We start from the raw sequence: 22,882 nt of genomic DNA on the forward strand, positions 1-22,882 counted from the left end.
AATAACTCATGTTTTTTCGAGGGTATAGTCCCGAGATTCCGTACTTGTTATAAAAACCAATCCACTTGCGCAGATTGCTTTCATTAAATCCTTTCTCTGTTGCTATAGATTTAATTGAACAATGAGAATTTTTGTGAAGATTAATACATTCTAGCTTGAAAGCAACGCTAAATTTTTCTTTTCTATACATAAAAAAATGCCCCTAAAAAGTGTCTAACTTTTTGGGGGCAGTCCAGTCGAGCGGATTTTTTTATTTTTTGATAAATTTCAGTAAAACAATATCTTCCTTTGAATCTTTAAGCTTTAGAAAATAATTTCCGGAAATAAGCTGATTGATTGCAATGTCTTTCACAAATTTATCTTTTAAAACAATCCTTCCATTCACATCTATGATCTCATATTCATGAAAATTCAGGTCAGTATTTATTTTTAAAATATCCGAAACAGGATTCGGATATACCTTGATCAGGACAGTGTTTTTTTTAGGGTTTGTTTCATTCGTTGTTAAAAACAGGCATGAAGGTGGAGTTGTTATTACGCCGTCAGTAAAATCATAATACAAAGTGCTTCCCATCGGAATCAGATTGGTACTGATGGTTGCCGGAATATTCTCAAAAGGAGTGCAGTTATTAAAGCGTACATTGGCACTTTCAAAATCTCTTGTAGTCTTATACCAGGATTCACATCCTGCAGACTGCATCACAACGCCCGGCCAGAAGGTATCGATGGCAAATCCATCAATTGAATTGGGGTTTACCATATCAACCATTACACAGCTGCCAGCAGTCCATGTAGAAGGCATTTTAAAGTAAATGGTAGCCGTAGGAACACTTCCTGTGTAATACTTTTTACTGATTACTGCCGAAGAACCTCCTTGTCCGTTAACAAGAAATGCCTTGATTTCTTTATTCTGATCAATAAGAATCTGCACATTGTTAACTGCTGAGGGAGAGCTTAGGGTAGGTGTGCTTCCGTCAGTCGTATAATAAATGGTTCCGTTTCCGGAAATGGTGGCCTGATAAGTATTATAATAATGATTCGGAAAAGGACTTATCGTCAGCTGTGAAAAAAAGAATGAGGATATAAGAAATGACGAAATAAGCAGAAACTTTTTCATAAAAGATGGGTATTAGTTTATTTTTTTTAAAATTAATGAAATTTACCTATTTATAAATCACTTACTTTAAATTTTAATGTTAATTCTTTCGTCCGTTTTTATTTTAAATATTAACTTTGGCAATCTTTGAATGTAATAAAAGGACAGTAGGAAATCAGCTGATTTTTATACATCCGCTAAAAATGAATATCAACATATGAAACTTAAGTACAGTCTGCTGGCCTTGGCAGCTCCGCTTTTAATGAATGCACAACAAGTAATGACGCCTGAAATTCTTTGGACTTTGAAAAAAGTTGGGGTACAGGCAGTTTCACCGGATCAGGGTTCCCTTATCTATAAAGTAGGACAGGTTGATCTGAAAACAGAGAAAACAAAAAATGAGAACTATTTTCTGAATGTTCTTAATCATCAGTCTTCCAAAATTGATTTCGGTAAAAAAGCGCTTATTCAGTGGGATAAAAACGGAATTTATGCTCAGGAAGGTGATAAAATCTATCTTTCTAAGGATGCTGGAAAAACCTGGGCAGAATTTTATACCATCGGGGAAGTTGATAATATTGTCATTTCTCCTGACGGAAAGAAAATCGCTTTCAGCAAACAGGTATTGGTAGAAAAAGTAATGGGGAAAGACAAATTCAGCGATACTCCCAAAACTACTGCTCAGGTATACACAGATCTGAACCACAGACACTGGGATTATTTTAATGAAGGAAAATACAACCATGTTTTTGTTGTAAATGTCTCTGAAAAAGCAGAGGGAGCAAAAGACCTTTTGGAAGGAAAGACCTGGGATTCTCCTCAGAGACCTTTCGGTGGGGCTGAAGACTTTATCTGGAGTCCGGATTCTGCACAGCTTTTATACGTGACAAAACCTAAAAGCGGTAAAGAATATGCTACAAGTACCAATACCGATATTTTTGCTTACGATCTGGCATCAGGTACCACCAAAAATCTTACGGAATCAAACAAAGGATATGATGTAAATCCAAAATTCAGTCCGGACGGAAAATCTCTGATCTGGCAGAGTATGGCCAGAGATGGGTATGAAGCAGATAAAAATGATGTGAAAATCCTGGACTGGAAGACAGGCAAGACGACAAATCTTACTTCTGGTTGGGACGAGAGTGTTTCAGGGGATGTATTATGGGGAGCAGATTCAAAAACGATCTACTTTACTGCAGCGTTCAGAGGAACAAAACAGCTTTTTGCCCTAGATTCAAAATCAGCAAAAGTACAGCAGATTACCAAAGGAGATTTTGATGTCAACGAAATCTTTACAGACAATAAAACTTCACTTTTAGTAGGAAGAACAGATATAAACCATGCCACAGAACTGTTCTCTGTAAACGTTAAAAACGGAGAAATGAAGCAGGTGACTGAAGCGAATAAAGATACTTATGCTAAGTTGGCGCAAGGGAAATCTGAACTTAAAATGGTGAAAACTTCAGACGGTAAGGAAATGGGGGTTTGGTTTCATTATCCACCCAACTTTGATCCGAACAAAAAATACCCGACTTTAGTATACTGCCAGGGTGGCCCACAGTCTGCTCTTACTCAGTTTTTCAGTGTAAGATGGAATTTTGCCCTGATGGCAGCCAATGATTATATTGTGGTAGCACCAAACAGAAGAGGGATGCCAGGCTGGGGAACAAAATGGAATGAAGAAATTTCAAGAGACTGGGGAGGGCAGCCAATGAGAGATTATCTGGCGGCAACAGACTTTGCGAAAACTTTACCTTATGTAGACAGCGACAGAGTAGCAGCAGTAGGAGCAAGCTACGGAGGATACAGCGTATTTATGCTGGCAGGAATTCATGAAAACAGATTCAAAACATTCATTGCCCATGACGGACTGTTTGATATGAAATCATGGTATCTGACTACTGAAGAGCTTTGGTTTGCGAACTGGGATCTTGGTTCACCATGGGAAAAACCGCTTCCAAAGGCATATACAGAGTTCAATCCAAGCAATTTTGTAGATAAATGGAATAAGCCGATCATGATTGTTCAGGGAGGAATTGATTACCGTGTTCCTTACGAACAGGGACAGGAAGCTTTCCAGGCTGCAAAATTGAGAGGATTAAAATCTAAGCTGGTGTATTTTCCGAACGAAAATCACTGGGTACTTCACCCACAAAACGGCCTTGTATGGCAGAGAGAATTTTTCGATTGGCTGAAGGAAACTTTATAAGAATAGTATAAAATATCAATAGGAGCGGGCTTTAGCCCGCTTTTTTTATGCCCAAAAATTCAATGGCTTTAGCCAAAACTTAAATAAATTGAGTTGAGTTAAGAAATTAAATTCAGACTATTAGAAGCTGGAAGAGAGGCTGGAAGTTGCTGTTAATCTTAACATATATAGAGGTTGCCGTAAATTAATGATATCACTGTTTAAAAAGATAAAATATGGACAACCCGTTTTTGATAACCTCAATAACTTCTCTCTTCAAGCTCCAAGCTTCCAGCCTGATGAAAATAAATTAAATCTCTATATTTGAATATGCAAAACCGTATTTCTTCATTTTTACCCATTATTGATGCCCAATCTGAAATTTTAATTTTAGGCTCAATTCCGGGAGTGAAATCACTGGAAAAACAGCAGTATTATGCTCATCCGCAAAATAAATTCTGGAAAATCATTTTTGAATTACTGCACGAAGAATTTACTGAAGATTATACTCAGAGAATCAAAACCATCAAAAACCATCATATTGCCCTCTGGGATGTCATCGATTCCTGTGAGAGAAAAGGAAGTCTGGATTCTGAAATCAGAAATGAAGAAGCCAACCAGATCGCTGAACTGCTGGAAGAACACCCGAATGTCAGAGCTATTTTCTGCAATGGAGGAAAATCCTATAAAAATTTACAAAAACTGTTAGGGAAAAATTATAAACTGCCCATTTTTCTATTGCCTTCTACGAGCCCGCTTCATACAGTTTCCTTTGAAAAGAAATTGGAAGAGTGGAAGAGGATACTGGAATTTTTGAGATGAGTTTCGGATCGGGTTCGTGAGTTTGAGGGTTTGAGAGTCTTTTAGAGAGTTTGAGTAAAAGCATAGATTCCTATGGAATGACAAACAGAGCTCTTTATTTATCCGTATACTTTGTCATTCCTTAGGAATCTAAATTTTGTATGTAATTCTAGAATTATAAAGGTAAAATCATTCACTTCCCAAATATGCTCTCAGTCCTTTCAACAGCTCCAGCTGGTTTTTTGTTCTGTCTAAATTATGCTCTGGATATTTCGTAGAATAGTAGGTGCTTCCATTCAGGTAGTCGGTTAAAAAACGAAGCTCCTGGATATAAATGGCGACCTGTGCTGCATAATCAAGATTTTCAGTTTCTTGCGGAGACAGTTTTTCCTTTAAATGGAACAGAAATCCTTCTTTTACAGCCTTATACATTTCAGGGTTGAAATTGTTTACAGCATTTCCGTCATCCTCATGGGTTGTATTGGTATAGGATTGGATCATCGTTCCAAAATCATACAGAATAGTAGAAATCATCATGGTATCAAGATCAATCACGGCTAGCGGATGATGATTCTGATCAAAAAGAATATTGCTGATTTTTACATCTGCATGAATAATTCTTTTGGGAATCTGCTGAGTTTTCTCCATTTCGATCCATTGATCCGGCAGAGACAGGAACTGATTGGTGACTTCTATTTCAACCTTTGCGCTTTCTTTTAAATGAACATCAGCATTTTTTAGAGCGTTTTTATAATCTGCGATTCTCTTCTCAAAATTAAGAAAATTGGGAATTGGATCTTTAACAGCCGGCAGTTTATCAGTATTGATGGTAGCAAGGAAATAACTGAAGGCTTTTGCTGCTTCAAATGCCGTATGTAACGATGGAGCAGTGAGAAAAGTAACACTGTTTTCTACAAAATTGAGCATACGCCATGGAGAGCCATTTATATCTTCTATCAGAATCTTACCGGTACGCGAGGGAACAGGCTCAATGATTTGGAACTGATAAGTATTTGACCTTAGAATTTCATTAATCATTAATTGATTATTGACAATAACCTCCGGCTGTTTGAAAACATGATGGTTAATTTTCTGCAGAATATATTTTTTCTTCTGATCTTTGTTCTCCAGAAGATAGGTTGTATTGATCAGTCCTCCAGTAACAGGAGTAAGACTATAATGATCCTGACCGATAAACTGAATGACAATTTCGTTTAGCTCCATAAATCTTCAGGGTATCTGTTATTGATCATCTCTGAAATCAGAAAATCTTTAATCTCTTTTTTATCATCAGCATAGGTAACTCCCATCCATTGGGAAGGAGATGCTTTTACCTTTACTTTTACCCTGCCTTCATCTATCATTTGCTGTACAGCAGCAGGAATATAAAATTCCTGTTTAGGCAGTGGATCAGACTCAATAAAATCATAGAAATAAGCCTCCAGATAGCAGAAAATGTGAGGATGAAAAATAAAAAAATTCATCGATACCAAAGCGTCGGGATCTAATTTTATATTTTTTCCGTTTTCAATATAAATAATTGAGCCGTTTATTCTTTGAATAGAAGTCTGTTCTTCTACCTTGATCAGATAATTTTCTGAATCCAGTGTACATATACCTCTGGCTACCGCTCCGTTTCCGCTTAGTGTGGTACCCACGGGATAAGCAATCATTCCCAGCTGTGTATCTGAAATATGATGATGGTCAATTTCATGGGCAGCCAGCAGATATGCTTCTTTTCCATAAAAATCATCTGCATTGATCATGACAAAAGGCTCCTGTATCGAATATTTGGCACAAAGAACAGCATGAGCGGTTCCCCATGGTTTTTCACGGTCAGGATAATCAAAACCTTCCAATGATATAGGAATGCTGTCCATCTCCTGATAGACCCAATGCAGTTCAAAGTTTTTATTTTCTGAAATCCTGTTGAGCCTTTCAATATAACTGTCAGGGATCAGTTTATTGACAATAATAACCACTTTCCGGAAGCCGGCTTCCAATGCATCAAAGATAGAATATTCAAGAATTGGCGAACCGTTATCAAGTATTCCATCTACCTGTTTAAGACCTTTGTACCGGCTGCCTAATCCGCCAGCCAATATAAGTAGTGTCTTCTTAGAACTCATCGGTCATTCCAAATACAGGTTTACGGGTTTTCCATTTTCCATTGGTGAAATCAGGGATATCCACTGCCTGACCTCCTTTGGCAATAGACTCTTCACTTAATGGCGTAATAGAATACCATAAAGCAAGGTCATACACATCCATCGGGAATTCTATATTTCGTTTGATACACTCAATAAAAGTATTCATCACAAAGAAATCCATTCCGCCGTGTCCGGCACCTGCAGCAGTATTTTCAAACTTCTTCCACATTGGATGATCATATTCTTTCATCCATTTTTCTGTATTGTCCCAGCGATGGGTATGGTTCATTGTTTTTTCAAAATAAATATGTCCCTGATCGAAATCCCCCCATCCGAAATCCTGCCACAATCCTTCAGTTCCCTGAACCCGGAAACCAAGATCATAAGGTCTCTGCAAACTTGTATCATGAGTCAGAAGGATGGTTTCCCCGTTGGCACAGGCAATCTGTGTGGTGACCACATCTCCCTGGTTGAATTTTACTTTGGCACTTGGATGATTTTCTCCACCTTTTGGATGTTCTACGATATATTTATGAAGTCCTGCAGCTTTTGAAGAGAATGAAGAAAGCCTCGTCAAACGGTTTCCTCTGTTGATGTCCATCATCACGGCAACCGGACCTAATCCATGCGTAGGATAAAGCTCTCCGTTACGCTTTACATAATGTTCGGTTCTCCATTTTGCCTCGCTGAAGCCTTTATCTCCAAACTCAACACCAGAATTATATGGAGTGGTTCCGTCATTGAAAAGTACACCCCTCAGGTCATGCTGATAGCCGCCTCTTCCGTGCACCAACTCTCCGAACATTCCTTTACGAACCATATTCATGATGGCCATGATATCTCTTCGATAACATACATTCTCCATCATAAAGATAGGAACTTTTGTTTCCTCGTACACCTTTACAAACTCCCAGCAGTCCTGAAGTTTTATCGCTCCGGAAACTTCCATGCCTACAATTTTTTTTGCACGCATTGCTTCCACACCTTGAGTAAGATGCCATTCCCATGGAGTAGCAATCACAACAGCATCTATTGTTTTTAATTTTAAAAGATTTCGATAGTCATATTCCCCGTTGGAAAACTCCTGAGCTGCCGGTTTATTGTTGTCTTTTAAGATTTTTTGAGAAGCGGCAAGCATTCTTTTTTCCGGATCGGCAAATGCTACAATCTCTACATCATTACGTTTTGCCAGTAATTTTACATGTTCCTGTCCCCGAAGACCTACACCGATAAAACCTACGCGGACTTTTTTATCTGTTTTAAAATCATTGGAATAGGCAAATAAAGAATTGGGTAAAACCAGTGCCCCAAAGCCTGCCAAAGCAGCTGTCTTAAGAAAGTTCCTGCGGGAGTTGCTGTTGTCCATCTATTTTTTTCCTAAATATATTAAAACTTTTGTAAATCCCGATGGCGTGAGGGACATTAAGTAGGAGGTATGAGAGTTTGGGGTTCCAGGGTTAAAGGAATGAGAGTTCGGGACCGGTCCTTTTGTGTAGAAATCTATTGATTAATCCAGGCTTTTCTTAATGCCAGTTGTTTTGCATCGGGATGAGGTAGAGAGGTTACCTTTCCGGTAGCTTCCTCATAGTTGAAGCCTGCTTTTTCCAGATAATCTTTCAGAGGGATAGGTTGGGAGCCTTCCACATAATCCCTGAAAAATGTACGTATTTCAGGATAAGTCATTTGGGTGATCTCATCAAACAGGTCATCATCATTGAAATATTTACCTTCTCCATACTTTTTCATGAGCATCTGCATCAGATCCTGGGTTCCTATTTTACCCGCTGACAGTTCTCTTAATCTTATATCCAGGCATAGCCCGATTAATGCCCCTTTCTGATAAAAGTTCATGTACTGATCCTGTCTTTCCATAGAATGTTTGCTCATTTCCGTCAAAGGCAGCGTATTGTCAAACTCTTTCATACCATGGATCTTTTCTTCCAGACTTTTTTCAAAATCTTCCAGACTGATCATTTTTTGCTTGATAGGCATATGGATGGTGGCATATTCGGTCATCCCTTCATACAGCCACAGATGTTTGGACATCACAGGATTCAGAAAATCATAATGCTGAATTTCTCCTGAATGAATGTTGAGTGGTGTAATGACATGAAAAAACTCATGGGAAGCCACTCTGTTCAAAGCATTGGGAAGAAATTTCATACTCCCGGAACGGTACAGACAGACTGTAGAGTGGGAGTGTTCCAGCCCGTCTCCCAAAAAACCATTCTCATGGGAAGATTCGTAATAAATCAGGAATGCATATTTGTTGACCGGGAATGTTCCGCCAAGGTAAGCCTGTTGATTTTTCAGAATGTTCTCTATTTCATGGGCTATTGTTTTGGAATAATGTTTTTCCTTTTTATTATAGAATGATACAAGTACTTTGGTGTGGCCTATTTTAAGCCATGTAGTGTCCGGAACAGAATATAAGACAGGAGAATCTACCAATTCCCGGTAATTTTTTGCCCAAACCATATCCGTCGTTTTATTTTTCTGTTGATAATCTAAAGCGGAGGAAGCATAGAAATCCTTATTTTTTGTTATGGTAATCTGATAAGGGATATCTTTCATTTCTTCAAAGTATCCCAATAAAGAATTATAATTGATAACACAAACGCTGTCTTTTATAAACATGCTGCCGGCAGATCTGGCTTCATGGGATTCCTTTTCCAGGGAGTCCCATCCGTCAGCTACCTGATAAGATATTTTCTTTACACGGTTAAGATCATGTACCATCCAGCTGTTTTTATCAAGCCGCTCAGTGAAGACTTTTTTGCCGTTTTTATCAGTGGCTGTGAAGTGAGAAACATATTGGCCGAAGTTCATCGCCTGATAAAATCCGGGAACCAGTTTGGGAATAATAAATTTACCTTGCTTAAGGTTATTTTTTGGAGGAGAAAAAGAAACCCTGACTTCATCATTGGACATATGAAGCAGATCTATAGTGTATTCGTAATTTTTCTTTGATGTTTGGGCCATCATCACGTTGGGCAGTATAATGATCACGAAAAATAGCTTTATAAGAATGTTCATCAGCTGTCATTTTAATTATTACGAAAACACATTAAGTCACTTCTAAATCCGTATATTCTATTTTTCCATATAATATACCTCTTCATATGGCTGAATCAGTACCCATCCGTGCCCTGAAAATTTCATCTGAAACTCTTCCCCGCTTCCTCTGCCGATAAGACTTTTAAAAGAAACATTGGTTTTAAGTTCCGGACTTAGGTTGCCAGACCATGCAACGGTTGCATTAGGATCTGTGAATACCGGAGTCTCCGGAGTCACAAGTAAAGTCAATGGGTCTCCGTGGGTAGTAATGGCAATATGGCCTGTTCCGGAAAGTTTCACCTGAAAAAGTCCGCCGGACATCATTCCTGCAATACTTTTCAGCATGGTAATATCACTTTTTACGCTTTGTTCGTGGGCCAGAACATCATTTCCGTTTACACAAACCGATTCATTATTCAGATAAAGAATACGGACCTTTTTCCCGGAATCTGCCACATATAATTTTCCGGTTCCTTCCGCTTTCATTAATCTGGCTCCTTCACCACTGATGGCTTTTTTCAGAAGATTGCCAATTCCTCCGGCCAGCATTCCCTGCCTTTCAAAATTGATATTCCCCACATAGCTTACCATACTTCCTCTTTTGGTCCATACCGCCTGATGATTAAGATTGATTTCCAGAAGGTGTTTGGTTTCCAGTTCAAAATAATCCCTTTGCTGTGGATTTTCTTTGGTTTCGCTGATAAATGCTTCTATTGAATATTTACTCATAATTATTTTGTTAAAGGTGTTTTTATAAAGTTAGTGTTTCGATTTGTCGAACTTATACTCTCTTTTGTTACTTTTAGGATTCAAATCCACAAATTCATAGTCTTCAAAATTGGCAAGTCTGGCTTTGAACATTTCTGTTGCTTTTTCTACTGACCAGGTTTTAGGATAGTGAAAACCTTCGAATTCGAAATTGAAAATCTCTGCTTTGAAATCAAATTTTTAATCAAGATTGCTCATTCCGATTCCTCTCTGTTCACCCCAGTAGCTGGAAGATAGTGTACAGTTATGATAATTTCTCTACACTATTTTGGGGTTCCAGTCAGACAGGTTTCGTCTTCTTCCTCATTATTTTCATCATCATTGGCATAGTAATTTTCGGTTTTCAAATAAAAATCCAACCAGATATATCCATACTCATCAATGCGCCCACTCCAGTTGAATATTTCAATTTTATGACCGTTAGGATACGGATTATCAGTGAAATATATTTTACTTGTATTTTCCATACTGTTTATTTTAATTTCCTGAAAATACTCTTTTTAAGCTTTGAAAAGGCCGATAAAACCATGGTTTTATATTTGATTGTAAATAATACTTGACAAAGGGGTATTCAATGTCGTATATTTGCACTCCGAAAATTACACCTTGTAATTTCAGTAATTTTTAAACCGTAATTTAAAAAATGAAAACATCAGATTTTAATTTTGACCTTCCTGCGGAATTATTGGCAGAACACCCATCAGAGCACAGAGACGAAGCGAGACTAATGGTACTTGATAGAAAAACAGAAACTATCGAGCATAAATTATTCAAGGATGTAGTGGATTATTTTGATGAAGATGATTTGTTTATCTTCAACAATACTAAAGTTTTCCCTGCACGTCTTTACGGAAACAAAGAAAAAACCGGTGCTAAAATTGAAGTTTTCTTATTAAGAGAGCTTGATAAAGAAACCAGAGTTTGGGATGTTTTGGTAGATCCTGCAAGAAAAATCAGAATTGGTAACAAATTATTCTTCACTGAAGATGAGTCTTTGGTAGCGGAAGTTATCGACAATACCACTTCAAGAGGAAGAACATTAAGATTCCTGTTCGACGGGTCTTACGAAGAATTCAGAGCGAAATTAAAAGAATTGGGAGAAACTCCACTTCCGAAATATATCAAAAGAGCGGTAGAGCCGGAAGATGCAGAAAGATATCAGACAATCTATGCAAAAGTAGAAGGAGCGGTAGCTGCCCCTACAGCAGGTCTTCACTTCTCTAAGCATTTGATGAAGAGACTGGAGATCAAAGGGATCAACTTTGCTGAAGTTACCCTTCACGTAGGATTGGGAACATTCAATCCGATTGAAGTAGAAGATCTTTCCAAGCATAAAATGGAATCTGAGGAGATCATCATTGATGAGAAGAACGCTGCCATTATCAATAAAGCAGTAGAATCTCACAGAAGAGTTTGTGCAGTAGGTACCACTACCATGAGAGCATTGGAAACGTCTGTTTCTTCAAACAAAAAAATCTCTGCTTTCAACGGATGGACTAACAAATTCATTTATCCGCCTCACGATTTCGGAGTTGCCAACTCAATGATCACCAACTTCCATACACCAAAGTCTACTTTGATCATGATGATTGCTGCGTTTGCCGGAAGAGATTTCGTAATGCATGCCTATGAAGAAGCCGTAAAAGAAAAGTATAAATTCTATTCTTACGGTGACGCAATGTTAATTCTATAAAAAAAGTAAAAAGAGCCAAGTTAAAGGTAATACAAGTAGAAGTGAGACAAAATGATTTGCTTATAAGAACTTTTACATTTGGAGTTGATTGTCTTAAATTTTTAAGAACGCTTCCCAATGATTCTGAAAGTAAATTAATTAGATTTCAGCTCGGAAAATCAGCTACTTCAATAGGCGCTAATTATGAAGAATCCCAGGCAGGATCTTCTAAAGCAGATTTTAAAAATAAAGTAAAAATTGCTTTAAGAGAAGCTAGAGAAAGTCATTTCTGGCTTCGGGTTTTAGAAGAATTAGATGGTTATGATTCTGAGGAATTTAAAGCTTTATTGAATGAAAGTAACGAATTGAAAAACATTTTGGCTGCAATAGTTAACAATACTAAACTTTAAACCTTTTACTTTTAACTTGGCTCTTTAATATTATGAAAGATATCCGTACATTATCATTAGACCAGCTTAAAGACTACTTTCTGTCTTTAGGAGAAAAGCCGTTCCGTGCGAAGCAGGTCTATGACTGGCTGTGGAGCAAAAACCTCCATTCGATTGACGAAATGACGAATCTTTCCAAATCACTTCGGGAGAAAATTTCGGAAGAATACACCATTAATCCTGTTTCCGTAGATCTTCTTCAGAAAAGCTTTGACGGAACCATCAAAAACGGCGTGAAACTTCATGATGGACTGCTGGTGGAATCGGTTCTTATTCCTACAGAAACAAGAACTACAGCCTGTGTCTCTTCACAGGTAGGATGCTCATTAAACTGCGAATTCTGTGCTACAGCCAAACTGAAAAGAATGAGAAATCTTGAAGTTGCTGAAATTGTAGATCAGGTTGCCCTGATTGACAGCCAGAGCAGAATGTATTTCGAAAGACCGCTTTCCAATATAGTATTTATGGGAATGGGGGAGCCGATGATGAATTACAAAAATGTGGTGGAGGCCATCAGAAAAATTACCCAGCCGGAAGGATTGGGAATGTCTCCGAGAAGAATTACTGTCTCTACATCAGGTATTCCTAAGATGATCAAAATGCTGGCAGATGATGAGCTGCGGGTGAAACTGGCTTTATCCCTTCACTCAGCCATCGAATCCAAACGTAATGAGATTATGCCTTTCTCTGATAAATTCCCGCTGACAGATATTATGGAGGCTCTTCAGTACTGGTATCAGAAGACAGGTTCTGTTATCACTTTTGAATACTGTGTATGGAAAGGGATCAACGATGGCGATGAAGATATCAAAGCTTTAATCAGATACTGTAAACAGGTTCCTTCCAAAGTAAACCTGATTCAATATAACCCGATAGGGGATGGAAAGTATGACCAATGCAATAAACAGGCGGAAGAAAATTATATCCGTCAGCTTGAAAATGCAGGGATTACCGTAATGGTCAGAAGAAGCCGTGGAGGGGATATTGATGCGGCCTGCGGACAGCTGGCCAACAAAACAGCAGATTAAAATTTCCTTAAAAAAAACCAAAAATTTCCTTAAAACATAGGTTAAAACCCTACCTTTGCACAAATTATTTTGTGATGATGGATTTTCTTATGAGCGAGGACGGGCTGGAAAATGTGTATGCATGGGCTATCCCTTTGCATGCTACTGTTATCTTAGCTGAAATGATTTACAGCCACGTTTCAGAAGCTAAATTGTATAGTGGAAAAGATCTTGCTACCAATATTTATCTGGCATTGATGAACTTTGGACTGGACCTTATCATGAAGGCGTTTGCCATGGGGGTGATGTTTTTCTTTTATCACCACAGGATTTTCTCATGGGATCTTAGTATCTGGTATCTGCTGGCCTGTTTTGTAATCACAGACTTTGCTTATTATGTGCTGCACTATGTGGACCATCGTTCCAGAGCATTCTGGGCAGTTCATATTACGCATCACAGTTCAGAATATTTTAACCTGACAACAGGATTCAGAAGTCCTGTATTGCAGCCGCTTTACAGGTACTTATATTTCTCACCGCTTGCATTTTTAGGATTCAATCCGTGGCATATTATGGTTGCTTACGCGATCGGACAAGTGTATGGAACGTGGGTACACACGCAGACTGTGAAGAGTATGGGATTTTTGGAACATATTCTGGTCACTCCTTCCCATCACCGTGTACACCATGCATGTAATGTAAAATATCTGGATAAGAATATGGGAATGTGCCTGATTATCTGGGATAAAATATTTGGAACCTTTCAAAAAGAAGACCCCAATGTTCCTGTGAAATATGGGATCTATCCCAAAATGCCGGATAACAGACCAGACACCGTTCTTTTTTATGAATGGAGAAAAATCTGGAAAGACCTTAAGCAGCCTGGTTTAAAATTCACAGACAGGATCAATTATATTTTCAATTCACCGGGATGGAGACACGATGGGACAGGAAAAACAGTAAGACAATACCAGAAAGAGTATTTTGCAAGACAGGCGAAAAAGAAAGAACAACAGCAAAATCAGAAAGAGCAGAAAACGGCTTAACTTCTGATTTAAAATCAATAGAAATCTAAGGGAAAAACGGGCTATTTTGGTCCGTTTTTCTATTTTTAGAATAGAGAGTAAAACAGTAACACAGAAAAATTAAGATATAATAAGTAAAGACCTTGGCTAAGTGAAACTCCTTTGTGATCATAAAATCTTCACGAGTAATTAAAAATCCTTACGTCATTAGCATTAAAAAATAACCTCTCCTAATCCCAGAATATTAAACCTGTATCCCGTAATTCAAAACTTCGCACCCAACTCGCAATAAAAAACCTATTTTTGTCTTATGAAAAAACTTTTTCTGATTATTGCTTTTTTCGTTGTTCAATCTGCCTTTTCCCAACGGACAGAATTTCTGAAAATAAAAAAATACAGAGTAGGTTATCTTGACGATAAAATTGAAGAGACTTCCGGACTGAATATTTTAAACGGAAAGCTGTATACATTCAACGACAGCGGAAATCCGGCTGAGCTTTTTGAAATTGATAAAAAGAGTGGTGAAATCATCAGAACACTGAAAACCAATTTAGTCAATACAGATTGGGAAGCCTTAACCAACGATGGTGAAAATTTTTATATCGGAGATTTCGGAAACAATACAGGAACAAGAAAGGATCTGATGATTTACAAAGTTCCTTACGAACGTCTTGATGAATCTAATGCCATTAAAATTCCAGGTTCAGAAAGGGCTTTCGATGGAACGAAAATTCTGTTTTATTATCCCGAACAGACTGAGTTTATTTCTAAAAATACAAAGAACGACTTCGATGCGGAAGCCATGATTTATCTGAATGGAAAGCTGCACATATTTACCAAAGAATGGGCCTCAAAAGCAACCTCTCATTATATCGTAGATCCTGAAATTTCAGAATTACAGAAAGCAGAAAAAATAGAGACTTATAAAACAGGCTTTGTCGTAACAGATGCTTCTTATTTTGATAAAAAGCTTTATTTGGTGGGCTATACCAAAAAAACAGAGGTCTTTTTAGATATCTTTACAGAAACCGGACCGGGAGTATTCTTCAAAGAGAAGCCTAAGCATTATTATCTGGGAACGGCACTTGCACTAAGCCAGATTGAGGGAATAAGCGTAGATGAATCGGGAATTTATATATCAGGAGAAAGATTCAGATCTCCATTGGGAACTGCAAAACCTTCATTTTATTTTATTCCGAAAGATCAACTCAAAGATTAATTTTACCTTAAAATTGAGCGAAAAAAATTATCTTTGTGAGAATTAATAATTATTCACCCAGCATCGCAGATTGTGGCAAACATTGTAGAAGAGATTAAACGACCGATCAATGATGAAATGAAACTTTTTGAACAGAAGTTTTATGAATCAATGCAGAGTAAAGTAGCTTTATTGGATAAAGTAACCCGTTTTATTGTAACCACCAAAGGAAAACAGATGCGTCCTATGTTTGTGTTTCTTTGTGCCAAACTTGTGGGTGAAGTAACGGAAAAGACATACCGTGGAGCTTCTATGATTGAGCTGATTCATACCGCCACGCTGGTACATGATGATGTGGTGGATGAAAGTTTTAAGCGTCGCAATTTCTTTTCAATCAATGCTTTGTGGAAAAATAAAATTGCAGTTTTGGTAGGTGATTATCTGTTGTCAAAATCTGTATTATTATCTACTGACCATAAAGATTATGATTTGCTGGGAGTGATTTCCAGAACCATCCGCGAAATGTCCGAAGGAGAGCTCCTTCAGTTGGAAAAAGCCAGAAAACTTGATATTACCGAAGATGTTTACTATGAAATTATCCGTCAGAAAACAGCCACACTGATTGCAGCATGCTGTGAGATAGGCGTTCTTTCCAACAATGCGGATGAAGCTTTAGCCAAAAAGATGATGGATTTCGGCACCTTTACAGGAATGGCATTCCAGATCAAAGATGACCTTTTCGACTATTTAAGTTCAAATGTGATCGGGAAGCCGGTAGGAATTGATATTAAAGAACAGAAAATGACGCTGCCTTTAATTCATACTCTGAAGACAGCGAACGAAAAGGATAGAAAGTATTATTTTGATACGATAAAACGCTATAATAATAATCCAAAAAGGGTAAAAGAGCTTATTGAATTTGTTAAAAGCTCCGGAGGATTAGAATATGCCGTTACGGTCATGAAAGATTTCCAACAGAAAGCAAAAAATATCCTGAATGAATTTCCGGATTCTGAGGCAAGAAAATCATTGCATATTATGCTGGATTATGTCATTGAAAGAAAATTCTGACATAAATATTCTTTTGTTATTCCCAGTTTTTTTCTCTTATTTCTTTTTAAGCCTGCATAAATATGGTGTCCTTATGGTTGGGAAGAAAATCATCTTAACTTTCAATAATTCAATGAGTTGTGATTAGTTGATTTTTTTTATCCGGTAAATTGCTGTGAACTAATATTTTGCATAATTCAAATAAAGTGCTTGTTAATAATTCATTGGTTTTCAATATAATTTTTGTTTATTTGTCATAACAAAAAAACAACAAATAATGGAAAAAATCAAAACAATGATGATAGCATGTGCTATCAATTCAAGCTTTCTTATGTATGCACAAGTGGGAATAGGTACTCAGAATCCCCAGACAACATTTCATATTGATGGATCCAAAGACAACCCTGCTACGGGAACTCCTTCTGCTGCTCAACAGGATAATGATTTTAGTGTCACTTCGGGTGCTAAAGTAGGGATAGGAACAATTTCCCCAACTGAAAAATTGGATGTAGCATCTGGAAATGCCCGTATCCGCAATATTAATTCGAATGTAGGTATCGGAGGAACTGACAGAGTTGTTGTAGCTGACGCTACCGGAGTGCTGAAGACTATAGACTTTACTGCTTATTCGCTGTTTCATGCTCGTTTAGCAGCTAACCAGAACATTAATTCTTCTACTATTACCACTTTATTATTCGCTACACCGTTAGCAACTTCTCCCTTCTACTCTTATAATACAGGAACCGGAGTATTGACCTTTAATCAGGCCGGGAATTATCTGGTAACTTTACAGGCAAGCTTTACCAATATGCCTGCTGATACCCAGCTGCTCATCGGCATTAGGCCTGTACCGGATGCCAATTACCTGGGAAGGGGAAGCCATTATAATGCGGTTGCTTCTTCAGGAACGGTAGGTGAACTGATGAATTATACAACTGTAATTGTAGCTCCTACTGCGGGGTATCAGATCCGTTTTACAGCAGCTCCCAATCAAAATGCTACGATTATTGCCACAGAAACAGGATCTACAGGAAGTGGAAATGTTACCAATGTAACCGTTCAGAAGATATAATTATATCTTTACAATACAATTAAAAAAATAAAGTGTTTTGTACATGGTTTCGGGAAACTGAAATTATATACATAACACTTTCTCTTTTATATTAAGAATGTGATTTGTCAGCTATACTATCTTTTATTCAGAAATATAAATAACCTGAATGCGATTATAAAAGTTCAGAGAATAAGATAAGTAATATTAATACCATAAAATTTCTAAATTTCGATATCTGATAGCATTATATATTACTCTGGATTGTACAATTGAGCGAAAATTTTAAGTTAAATAATTTTCAGGGTTACAATAATAACAGCCAGGACTATACAAAATAAAGCGATTAAAAATAAATAATCCGCAATGTTCTCAAACGTGTGTTCCCGCTTTATGTTCCGTGTTCTGATGGCCAGGAAAGAAAAAAAGCAGCTGCATGCAAAAAGAATACAGGCAAATCCTGCAAATTCGTCTAAATACGTATTCTGACTGATTCTGGCGATTTTCAGGGAGGTAATGATAATCAGTGAAAAACCTAAAAGATTGCTGGATGCATTCAGAATATGAGGTGACTTTTTTTCCATCTTTTACAATTTTTTTCAAAGTAAAGCACAATTTTTTTTATTATCAAATTTTTAAAAAAGATTATTAAAAATTAAAATTAATTTAAAAAGTGTATATTAGCAGAATACTTGAAGATTAAAAACTTTTTTACTTAGCTATGCAAACAACCTATATTGAAACACAGCAAATATCCTTTCAAGATTTTAAAAATCAGATACTTGAAGATTACAGGTTAGGAAGGATCTCTCGTGAAATGTCTTATCTTGGAAGAAGAGAAGTACTCACAGGAAAAGCTAAATTCGGAATTTTTGGGGACGGAAAAGAACTTCCTCAGCTTGCAATGGCGAAAGTTTTCAGAAATGGAGACTTCCGTTCAGGATATTACAGGGATCAGACTTTTGCATTGGCAATAGGTGCCTTGACAGTAGAAAGTTTCTTTGCTCAGATGTATGCGGATACCAGTGTAGAAAGAGAACCTGCTTCAGCCGGAAGACAGATGAACGGGCATTTCGCAACAAGAAGTTTAAATGAAGACGGGAGCTGGAAAGATTTGACAGCTCAGAAAAATATTTCTTCTGATATTTCTCCTACAGCCGGACAGATGCCAAGATTATTGGGATTGGCTCAAGCTTCTACAATTTATAAAAGTGTACAATTTGACGGATCTGAAAAATTCTCAAAAGAAGGTAATGAAATTGCTTTCGGAACTATCGGGGATGCTTCTACTGCAGAGGGACACTTCTGGGAAACGCTGAACGCAGCATGTGCGCTTCAGGTTCCTATGATTGTTTCTATATGGGATGACGGATATGGAATTTCAGTTCCTACCAAAAACCAGAGAGCAAAAGCTGATATCAGTGAAATGCTTAGCGGTTTCCAGAGAAAAGAAGGAGAAAATCAGGGATGTGAGATTATTCAGGTGAAAGCCTGGGATTATCCTGCACTATTGGATGCATATGCCAAGGCAGAACATTTTGCAAGAACAGAAAGTGTACCGGTAGTAGTACATGTGGTAGATGTGACTCAACCTCAGGGACATTCTACTTCCGGATCTCATGAAAGATATAAAAACGAAGAACGTCTTGCTTGGGAGGCTGAGTTTGACGGATTAGTAAAATTCAAAGAGTGGATTCTGGATTATTCTATCGAAATTGATGGGAAAGAGGAAGTCATTGCTACTTCCGAAGAACTGGATACCATTGATGAAGAAGCTAAAAAAGCTGCAAAAGCGGGACAGAAAACTGCATGGGAAAACTATCAGAAGGCTATTTCAGAACTTACCCTGTCTATTTTACCTTTAGTGGAAAATCTGAAAGGGCAGAATGCTGAAGTGGAAGCTTATATTGCTCAGTTCAGTAAATTGGTCTCCAAAGCTAAAAAAGATATCTTCCACCTGGTAAGAAAAACATTACTGGCAACAAGAGGAACAAATTCTGCAGAAAGAGCTCAGCTGATACAGAAATACAATGAAGTGACAGCTGTTGAAAAAGATAATTATTCTTCTCACTTATACTCTCAGTCCGAATGGAAAGCTGAAAATGTGCAGGAAATCAAGCCTGTATATTCCGACAGTTCTGAAGAAGTGGACGGAAGAGTGGTGATCAGAAATAACTTTGATAAAATTTTTGAAAAATATCCTGAAACGCTGATCTTTGGAGAAGATACCGGAAACATCGGTGACGTTAACCAGGGATTGGAAGGAATGCAGGAGAAATATGGGGCTTTGCGTATTGCTGATACAGGAATCCGTGAGGCAACCATCCTTGGACAGGGCATTGGTATGGCCATGAGAGGATTGAGACCTATCGCTGAAATCCAATACTTAGACTATGTTCTTTATTGTTTACAGGGAATGAGTGATGACCTGGCAACCGTGCATTACAGAACCAAAGGAGGACAGAAAGCTCCATTAATTATCAGAACGAGAGGTCACAGATTAGAAGGAATCTGGCACTCTGGTTCTCCAATGGCGGGTATTCTGAATCTTTCAAAAGGTATTTTAGTATTGGTGCCTAGAAACCTTACGAAAGCAGCAGGATTCTACAACACTATGCTTCAGGCTGACGAACCTGCAATCATCGTAGAATGTCTGAACGGTTACAGATTAAAAGAAAAACAACCGGATAACTTAGGTGAATTCACAGTACCTGTAGGGAAAATTGAAGTTACCAAAGAAGGAAAAGATGTTACTTTGGTGACTTACGGTTCTACATGGAGAATTGTAACGGAAGCCGCTAACGAATTGGAAAAACTAGGAATTTCTGCAGAAGTAATTGATATCCAGTCGTTGATTCCTTTCGATTTATCTCATGAAATTGCTGAAAGTGTTAAGAAAACCAACAGATTAGTAGTGATTGATGAAGATGTGGAAGGAGGAACTACCGGATACATCTTACAGCAGATCCTTGAAAAGCAGAAAGCATTCAGATATCTGGATTCAGATCCGTTGACGATCTCTGCCAATGATCACAGACCTGCTTACGCAAGTGATGGTGACTACTTTAGCAAGCCATCTACAGACGATATGGTAGAAAAAATCTACGCAATGTTTAATGAAACAAATCCTCAGAAATATCCAGCGATATTCTAATTGGGATTTCAGATAAATTGTAAAACCGCTTCCTTTTGGGAGCGGTTTTGTTTTTTAGAAATAGACATAAAATTGTAAATTTGAGAATCAACCATTTGTTCAAAAACTAATTAAATGAAAATAACTCAGCTTGTCATTTTATTCAATTATAAAAAAATAGTACTTGGGATTTTAATCTCATTATTTCTTTTTATACTTTCTTTTCAGATCAATTCAAGTTTATGGATCATATTACTAAGAAGTTTGGGGTGTCTTATTATTTTAAACATATTGGCTTCTATTACAGCTTCTTATATACTTTATGATAAATCTGATTTGTATGAACTGAATAATTTACAGGAGTTTGTAGATTGGGAAAAAATTGAAAATGTGGTTGTTATTCATGCAAGCTTTGATCCTTTGTCAGCTAAGATGGAAAAAAGATATCCCCATATAAATTTTACGGTTTGTGATATTTATGGGAACAGACATGAAGATGAAAGTGGAATTGAGGTTTCTAAAAAAATGTTTCCTCCCAATCCTAAAGAAATAAGAATTTCACCTGATATTTTACCTTTTGAAAATGAATCCCAGGATATCATTCTGGCAGTCACTGCACTTCATGAAATTCTTGATCATCAGAAAAGAGTCTTGTTTTTTAAAGAATCTAAAAGGATTTTGAAAAAAGGAGGTTTGATCATTATATCTGAACAGTTTAGAGATGTTACCAATTTTATATTCTTTAATATCGGAGCTTTTCATTTTTTAAGTCAGAAACAATGGAAAGAATCAATTTCACCGGCAGAAATGGAAATAATAGAAAATATGAAACTCACTCCTTTTGCTAATATGTTGATTTTAAAGAAAAATTAGAATCAAAATTTCTTTATTGTCGTTTTCTGCCGGCACTGTATATTTTAATCTTCTTCAGCCAGAGTAATCCTCAATTTATTCAACGTATTCATTAAAGTAATGCTTGCAGTAAGCTCCACAATTTCTCTTTCTGTAAAATGCTTTATAAGTTTTGCCTTAGTGTTTTCCCAATCATCTTTGCTGTAAGTGACAGCTTCTGCCCATTCTAAAATCAACTTTTGCTGATCATTGAAGGCATTGGTATGTTTCCAGCCCGGAAACCTGTTAATAATATCCTGTTCAATGCCGAAATCAGAAAGTTCTTTCGCATGATAGCTGCAGCAATAGGCACAGCCATTGATTTGAGACACCCTTAGCTCCACTAAAGCAATAAGTTTTTCATCAATCCCGGATTTTCTGATGCTGTTGTGTGCTTTATACAGGTTTCCAATGGTTTCTTTTGCAATGTCTTTGTAATTCATAATGAAATTTTTTCTGCAAATTTGCATCAGAAATGGTTTTGAACCTATATACTTACTTTTTCGTAATACACTTACCTCTTTGAAAGTACTCAATCATATTAAACAAGACAAATGAAAGCCATCACTTCATTTTTGAAATCCCGGAAATGGGCACTCATTATTTCAATAGTATATGTAGGAACCGGAACATTGGCAGTATGTTCAGCTTATGGTAATGATCCATTATACGGTGAATGGACTTCATATGCTATATTAGTAACATTTCCTGTATCAATTTTGAGTTTTATATGGAGATATGCTGACCCAGGTATATGGCCAGTTTTATTGATTCAGCTTACTATGTTTTTAATTATATTTTTTATTTTATCCTTATTTATAAAAAGTAAGCCAGATAATTAATAAATGATTTTCAGTATTGTTTTAAAAGTAACCGTCAAACATTCACAGCCTTTTTATTTTTCTTATCATCATTCAAAAAAGTACAGTCTTTATCTGCATGCCCTTTCACCTGGTATTTTGCTTCCCATTCTTCCAGCAAATAGAGAATAGGTAACAAAGCCAATCCTTTTTCTGTAAGAGAATATTCTACTCTTGGAGGAAGTTCTTTAAACTCCTCACGGATCACAAGCCCATCGGTTTCCATTTCTCTAAGCTGATCTGTCAGTACTTTTCTGGAAATAACATTAATGCGTACAGCCAGTTCTCCAAAACGTAACTTTCTGTCTTTAATGACCAGAACAATAATGGGTTTCCATTTGCTTCCCAAAGCAGCCATTGCCTTGCCCAGAGGACAGCTGTATTGCATTAATTCATTCTTTTTCATAGAGAGATCTTTATTTTAATATCATCTGAACCGTCGTTTCATATGTTACTTTGATGTTACTAATGTAAGTTACTGCG

The 22,882-nt window shown here is 37.2% G+C and carries 23 protein-coding genes; 12 read left to right on the plus strand and 11 right to left on the minus strand.

The window, feature by feature from the left end:
• A partial coding sequence (locus tag CRS_RS24870) for a helix-turn-helix domain-containing protein (RefSeq protein ID WP_142722049.1) occupies positions 1-190 on the minus strand: 190 nt, incomplete at its 3' end.
• Between the two features lie 60 nt (positions 191-250).
• The gene (locus CRS_RS22445) at positions 251-1,117 is read right to left on the minus strand and encodes an FN3 associated domain-containing protein (RefSeq protein WP_142726182.1); all 867 of its coding nucleotides are present in this window, start codon (positions 1,115-1,117) and stop codon (positions 251-253) included.
• 196 nt (positions 1,118-1,313) lie between these two features.
• Here CRS_RS22445 and CRS_RS22450 point away from each other — a divergent pair, with 196 nt between their 5' ends.
• Positions 1,314-3,308 carry a S9 family peptidase gene (locus CRS_RS22450; RefSeq protein WP_142726183.1) on the plus strand — a complete coding sequence of 665 codons (1,995 nt, stop codon included), beginning with the start codon at positions 1,314-1,316 and terminating at the stop codon, positions 3,306-3,308.
• A 309-nt stretch (positions 3,309-3,617) separates the two neighbouring features.
• Positions 3,618-4,109: a DNA-deoxyinosine glycosylase gene (locus tag CRS_RS22455; RefSeq protein WP_142726184.1), complete on the plus strand. Its 492-nt coding sequence runs from the start codon at positions 3,618-3,620 to the stop codon at positions 4,107-4,109.
• 168 nt (positions 4,110-4,277) lie between these two features.
• On the opposite strand, the gene CRS_RS22460 is transcribed toward CRS_RS22455, so the two are convergent.
• The 6 genes from CRS_RS22460 to CRS_RS22485 form a co-directional block, all read right to left on the minus strand.
• Positions 4,278-5,312 carry a phosphotransferase enzyme family protein gene (locus CRS_RS22460; protein ID WP_142726185.1) on the minus strand — a complete coding sequence of 345 codons (1,035 nt, stop codon included), beginning with the start codon at positions 5,310-5,312 and terminating at the stop codon, positions 4,278-4,280.
• Positions 5,303-6,217, minus strand: coding sequence for a sugar phosphate nucleotidyltransferase (locus tag CRS_RS22465; RefSeq protein WP_142726186.1), 915 nt, complete (start codon positions 6,215-6,217; stop codon positions 5,303-5,305). The genes CRS_RS22460 and CRS_RS22465 overlap by 10 nt, the downstream gene beginning before the upstream one ends.
• Positions 6,207-7,604 carry a Gfo/Idh/MocA family protein gene (locus CRS_RS22470; RefSeq protein ID WP_142726187.1) on the minus strand — a complete coding sequence of 466 codons (1,398 nt, stop codon included), beginning with the start codon at positions 7,602-7,604 and terminating at the stop codon, positions 6,207-6,209. The genes CRS_RS22465 and CRS_RS22470 overlap by 11 nt, the downstream gene beginning before the upstream one ends.
• A 134-nt stretch (positions 7,605-7,738) precedes the next feature.
• Complete coding sequence (locus tag CRS_RS22475; protein WP_142726188.1) at positions 7,739-9,274, minus strand: peptidase M61; 1,536 nt, start codon at positions 9,272-9,274, stop codon at positions 7,739-7,741.
• A gap of 57 nt (positions 9,275-9,331) precedes the next feature.
• Positions 9,332-10,024, minus strand: a complete 693-nt coding sequence (locus tag CRS_RS22480; protein ID WP_142726189.1) for an AIM24 family protein — start codon at positions 10,022-10,024, stop codon at positions 9,332-9,334.
• A gap of 302 nt (positions 10,025-10,326) precedes the next feature.
• On the minus strand, positions 10,327-10,530 hold the full coding sequence (locus CRS_RS22485; protein ID WP_142726190.1) for a hypothetical protein: 204 nt from the start codon (positions 10,528-10,530) through the stop codon (positions 10,327-10,329).
• Positions 10,531-10,706: 176 nt separating this feature from the next.
• On the opposite strand from CRS_RS22485, the gene queA reads away from it, so the two are divergent.
• The 7 genes from queA to CRS_RS22520 all read left to right on the plus strand — a co-directional run bounded on the left by queA (position 10,707) and on the right by CRS_RS22520 (position 17,536).
• Positions 10,707-11,756, plus strand: a complete 1,050-nt coding sequence (gene queA, locus CRS_RS22490; protein ID WP_123872082.1) for a tRNA preQ1(34) S-adenosylmethionine ribosyltransferase-isomerase QueA — start codon at positions 10,707-10,709, stop codon at positions 11,754-11,756.
• Positions 11,757-11,797: 41 nt separating this feature from the next.
• Positions 11,798-12,145: a four helix bundle protein gene (locus CRS_RS22495; RefSeq protein WP_062672053.1), complete on the plus strand. Its 348-nt coding sequence runs from the start codon at positions 11,798-11,800 to the stop codon at positions 12,143-12,145.
• A gap of 32 nt (positions 12,146-12,177) precedes the next feature.
• Entirely contained in the window at positions 12,178-13,212 is a 1,035-nt protein-coding gene (gene rlmN / locus CRS_RS22500) for a 23S rRNA (adenine(2503)-C(2))-methyltransferase RlmN (protein WP_142726191.1), read from the plus strand.
• 74 nt (positions 13,213-13,286) lie between these two features.
• A complete protein-coding gene (locus CRS_RS22505) occupies positions 13,287-14,237 on the plus strand; it encodes a sterol desaturase family protein (protein WP_142726192.1) in 951 nt (316 codons plus the stop codon).
• 289 nt (positions 14,238-14,526) lie between these two features.
• Positions 14,527-15,435: a hypothetical protein gene (locus tag CRS_RS22510; RefSeq protein WP_142726193.1), complete on the plus strand. Its 909-nt coding sequence runs from the start codon at positions 14,527-14,529 to the stop codon at positions 15,433-15,435.
• Between the two features lie 72 nt (positions 15,436-15,507).
• Entirely contained in the window at positions 15,508-16,485 is a 978-nt protein-coding gene (locus CRS_RS22515) for a polyprenyl synthetase family protein (protein ID WP_142726194.1), read from the plus strand.
• A gap of 256 nt (positions 16,486-16,741) precedes the next feature.
• The gene (locus tag CRS_RS22520) at positions 16,742-17,536 is read left to right on the plus strand and encodes a hypothetical protein (RefSeq protein WP_142726195.1); all 795 of its coding nucleotides are present in this window, start codon (positions 16,742-16,744) and stop codon (positions 17,534-17,536) included.
• Between the two features lie 269 nt (positions 17,537-17,805).
• On the opposite strand, the gene CRS_RS22525 is transcribed toward CRS_RS22520, so the two are convergent.
• The gene (locus tag CRS_RS22525) at positions 17,806-18,099 is read right to left on the minus strand and encodes a hypothetical protein (RefSeq protein ID WP_142726196.1); all 294 of its coding nucleotides are present in this window, start codon (positions 18,097-18,099) and stop codon (positions 17,806-17,808) included.
• A 137-nt stretch (positions 18,100-18,236) separates the two neighbouring features.
• Between CRS_RS22525 and CRS_RS22530 the strand changes: the two genes are divergently transcribed.
• Complete coding sequence (locus CRS_RS22530; protein ID WP_142726197.1) at positions 18,237-20,669, plus strand: thiamine pyrophosphate-dependent enzyme; 2,433 nt, start codon at positions 18,237-18,239, stop codon at positions 20,667-20,669.
• Between the two features lie 114 nt (positions 20,670-20,783).
• Complete coding sequence (locus CRS_RS22535; RefSeq protein ID WP_142726198.1) at positions 20,784-21,521, plus strand: methyltransferase domain-containing protein; 738 nt, start codon at positions 20,784-20,786, stop codon at positions 21,519-21,521.
• 44 nt (positions 21,522-21,565) lie between these two features.
• Here the strand turns inward: CRS_RS22535 and CRS_RS22540 are convergent, their stop codons facing one another.
• A complete protein-coding gene (locus tag CRS_RS22540) occupies positions 21,566-21,982 on the minus strand; it encodes a carboxymuconolactone decarboxylase family protein (RefSeq protein WP_142726199.1) in 417 nt (138 codons plus the stop codon).
• 111 nt (positions 21,983-22,093) lie between these two features.
• On the opposite strand from CRS_RS22540, the gene CRS_RS22545 reads away from it, so the two are divergent.
• Positions 22,094-22,381: a hypothetical protein gene (locus CRS_RS22545; RefSeq protein ID WP_142726200.1), complete on the plus strand. Its 288-nt coding sequence runs from the start codon at positions 22,094-22,096 to the stop codon at positions 22,379-22,381.
• A 34-nt stretch (positions 22,382-22,415) separates the two neighbouring features.
• Here the strand turns inward: CRS_RS22545 and CRS_RS22550 are convergent, their stop codons facing one another.
• A complete protein-coding gene (locus tag CRS_RS22550; protein ID WP_142726201.1) occupies positions 22,416-22,805 on the minus strand; it encodes a helix-turn-helix domain-containing protein in 390 nt (129 codons plus the stop codon).
• Positions 22,806-22,882 lie beyond the last annotated feature (77 nt).

It is taken from the genome of Chryseobacterium sp. ON_d1, assembly GCF_006829085.1.
In the GTDB taxonomy this organism is placed as follows: Bacteria; Bacteroidota; Bacteroidia; order Flavobacteriales; family Weeksellaceae; genus Chryseobacterium.